A 3,087-nucleotide genomic window follows, 5' to 3' on the forward strand; every position below is an offset into this window, starting at 1 on the left:
GGGGGCCCGCCACACCCATCAGGAGGCCGCCGGGAAGAGTCGCCAGACCGGCGACCAATGCGCTCTGCTTCAGCACGTCCTGGACATACAGCGGCACCATGATGATGGCGCCGAACAGGCCCATGAAGCCGAGGACCACCAGACCCAGCGACACCGAGAACCGCCGGTAGGTGAACGGCCGCAGATCGAGGAAGGCGCGGTCGCGTCGCTGCAACTGCACCTGCCGCGCACCGAACGCCACCATCGCCACCGCACCGACCGACATCGGCAGCCAGGCCGGGACGCTCTGCCGGCCGTGAGCCGACTCGCCCATCAGGGAGAGCCCGAACACCAAGCCCGCGAACGCGATCGCCGACAGCGGTACCGAGATCGCATCGATGGGCGTCGGCTCCTCCCGCTCGTCGTCGACCCGCAACCACACCAGGCCGGCGCTCAGCGCCGCCAGGGCGATCGGTAGGACGATCCAGAACATCCACCGCCAGTCGAGCGAGCCCAGGATGAATCCCGACAGGGTGGGCCCGATCGCCGGCGCGACCGCGATCACGATGGAGATGGTGCCCATCATCTGACCGCGCCGCTCCGCGGGAATCAGCGTCATCACCGTCGTCATCAACAGCGGCATCATCACCGCGGTACCGCACGCCTGCACGATCCGGCCGACCAGCAGGACCGCGAAACCCGGCGCCAGCGCGGCCACCAACGTGCCGGTGCAGAACAACGCCATCGATGCCAGATAGATGCCACGGACCGGGTAACGCTGCAACAGGGAACCGGACATCGGGATCACCACGGCCATGGTCAGCAGGAAGCCACTGGTCAGCCACTGCGCCGTACTCGCAGATATCTCCAAGTCGACGATTAGGGCCGGCAAGGCCACGCTCATGATCGTCTCGTTGAGGATCATCACGAACGCCGAGCCGACCAACAACCCGATGATGACGTTGGCGCTCGACTGGGCACGCGGCTGTGCCGCGATCTCCCCCGTGCTCGGGCCCGCCATCATTTCCACACTCCTGTTCTCCCCGACCGTCGTCCGCGCAGCCACCCAGGGTAGGTGCGGCACCCCGGGTGAGGAAATCAGTTTTCGTCGGCGCCGAAGGCCTGCCGATCGTCACGACCGCAATAGAGAATGGCCCCCGGAGAAACCTCTCCGAGGGCCATTCTCGCTAGTAGCGGGGACAGGATTCGAACCTGCGACCTCTGGGTTATGAGCCCAGCGAGCTACCGAGCTGCTCCACCCCGCGTTGGTGAATAGAAGGTTACCGGGGCGGTCGGCACAGTTCCAAATCGTCTGCTCAGAGCCGGTTTCTGGAACAGATCCGGGAGAAATCAGGGCACGAAACGCACCACCTGGCCGCACCGGAACACGCCCGCCGGGTCGTGGCGTTCGGCAAGCGCGGCCAGCCAGTGCCGCGTCTCCTCGTCGTAGACCCGAACGGCCCGCCCTGCATCCTCAGACGGCGCGAAATTGGCGATCTGGCCCCCGCTGGACCATTGCGACAGCGCCACGATGAGCGCGCCGGCCTGCCGCACCACAGTGTCGGCCACCGGGGGCGACATGACACCGATCACAGCTACCGCGAACGCCGCATCGCGGTGACAGAACGCACTGCGGTGACGTCCCTCACGCGCCAACGCCCCACCCAGCATCCGGATTTCGACGATGGTCTGCACCGACCCGGACTCCGGACCGGCCGCATCGAGCAGCACCTCCACCGTGTCCGCGGACAACTCCCGCAGCAGTGTGTGATGTTCGTAGCAGGGCATCGGATCGACCGGATCGGCATGCACCGCACCGATTTCGGCGTACGGCCGCACCGCGACCGTGTCGAGCACCGGCGTGGCAACCGCCCGCATCGGGGCCAACAGCCGTTCGCCCTCCGCGAAATCGCCTGTGGCGACATAGCGCACCGCGATCGTGAACCGGCCGGCGAGCGGCTCGGGAACGCCGGGCAACGGCGGAAGCTGTTGCAGTGCGACGGAAGTCGAGACGGACTCGGGTAGATCCGCGCACCAGCGGGCCCACTCCCGCAGCACGACGCCGGCGACGGCGCCATCGAAATAGAGTGCACCACCATAGAACTCGGGCATCGGCAGCAGCTCGATCTCGACCGAGGTGACGATGCCCAGTGTGGACTTGCCACCGCGAAGCCCCCAGAACAGCTCGGGGTTCTCGTCAGGTGAGGCCCGTAGCAACTCCCCTGTCCCGGTGACCAACTCGAAGGACCGCACGTAGTCCGCCGAGAGTCCGACGGTCCGCACCAGCGGCCCGATCCCGCCTCCGGTGAGGAAACCCACCACACCAACCCCGGGAGAGGATCCGCACAACCCGGCCAGTCCGTGCGGGGCGGCGGCGTCGAGCACGTGCTGCCACGTTGCTCCCGCGGCCACCCGGGCCGTGCGCGTCACCGGATCTACGGTGACACCGGTCATCTCGGCGGTCACCACCAGGATCGTGTCGGACGCGACCACCAGGGCACCGTGCCCGGTGGCCTGGACGCTGACCCGGAATCCCCGGGTCGAGGCGAACCGCACTGTGTTCGAGATGTCATATGCCGAGTTCGCCAACACCACCGCAGCCGGCTCGACGGTGGCCGCCACGTTCCAGGGGGTGGCGCGCTCGTAGCCCGCCTCCCCCGGCAACGCGACGGGCGCGACGACGTGGGCGCGCAGCCCGTCCAACGCGTCGTCCAGGCCGTCGTGGGACAGATCGGTCAGGGTCATCGGGGTCCTCTCGGCATAGCTGTGCACGTTTCTCGGCGCACAGCATCACCGGGACCTCTTGGTATTCACTTGGTGTCCGAGTCAGAACCGTGGAAACGCAGAAGTGCCCACTTCATTCTGGTGAATGAAATGGGCACTTCTGGACAGAACTCGCTCCGCTACTTCGCGGACCCGAACTTCTTCATCGCGTCGTCCAGGCGCTGCAACGCCTGGCCGTACTTGCCGAAGTCACCACTGCGCTGAGCTTCCTGCGCCTCCGACAGTGCCGACTCGACCTCCTTGAGCGCAGCCGACTTGGCCGGCGACAGCTGGACGGGCTCACCCGGCGGGATCGCCGCGGCCGGTGGCGGCGGAACCGCCTGC

General features: G+C 67.2%; 3 protein-coding genes and 1 tRNA gene. All 4 read right to left on the bottom strand.

Features of this window, described 5'->3' with window-relative positions; translation table 11 throughout:
- Positions 1-1,000, bottom strand: a 1,000-nt coding sequence (locus BN4332_RS29460) for an MFS transporter (RefSeq protein ID WP_235654329.1), incomplete at its 3' end; no start/stop codon positions are given.
- A gap of 170 nt (positions 1,001-1,170) precedes the next feature.
- A tRNA-Met gene (locus BN4332_RS29465) sits at positions 1,171-1,244 on the bottom strand.
- Positions 1,245-1,329: 85 nt separating this feature from the next.
- Positions 1,330-2,724, bottom strand: a complete 1,395-nt coding sequence (locus BN4332_RS29470) for an FAD-binding oxidoreductase (protein ID WP_066903365.1) — start codon at positions 2,722-2,724, stop codon at positions 1,330-1,332.
- A 158-nt stretch (positions 2,725-2,882) separates the two neighbouring features.
- Positions 2,883-3,087 (bottom strand): hypothetical protein (locus BN4332_RS29475; RefSeq protein ID WP_160110953.1); only part of this gene is annotated, 205 nt, incomplete at its 5' end.

Source organism: Mycolicibacterium houstonense (genome assembly GCF_900078665.2).
Classification (GTDB): domain Bacteria; phylum Actinomycetota; class Actinomycetes; order Mycobacteriales; family Mycobacteriaceae; genus Mycobacterium; species Mycobacterium houstonense.

Excerpts from the sequence above, each read along its gene's own strand:
- BN4332_RS29470 (WP_066903365.1), bottom strand. The coding sequence starts at position 2,724 with ATGACCCTGACCGATCTGTCCCACGACGGCCTGGACGACGCGTTGGAC.